Origin of the sequence: Bacillus sp. JJ1127 (assembly GCF_036965845.1) — a bacterium.
Taxonomy (GTDB): Bacteria; Bacillota; Bacilli; order Bacillales; family Bacillaceae_G; genus Bacillus_A.
This window is the reverse complement of the sequence record NZ_JBALQK010000214.1, coordinates 1-257: the sequence shown is the minus strand read 5'-3', so window position 1 is coordinate 257 and position 257 is coordinate 1.

The following is a 257-nucleotide window of genomic DNA, read 5'->3' as shown; positions in this document are numbered from 1 at the left end:
ATCCTTCTTCCACTAACGGAGTAGATTAGCTCAATAAGGAATCAAAATAAGAATTTGTAACTTCTGAAGAAATGGAAAAAAGAAAGGTTTTAAATACAAAGTAGACTCTGTTATACAGAGGTAGAGAGATATTATAATTCATTTGTGATAAATTAGGAATAGTTCGATTTGTTTAAAACTGAGTAGAGGATTATAAAGTGTGTACGTTTTTTTGCCAAGTCCTATATGTCTTATCCTTTGGAGGAAATATGCTTAAA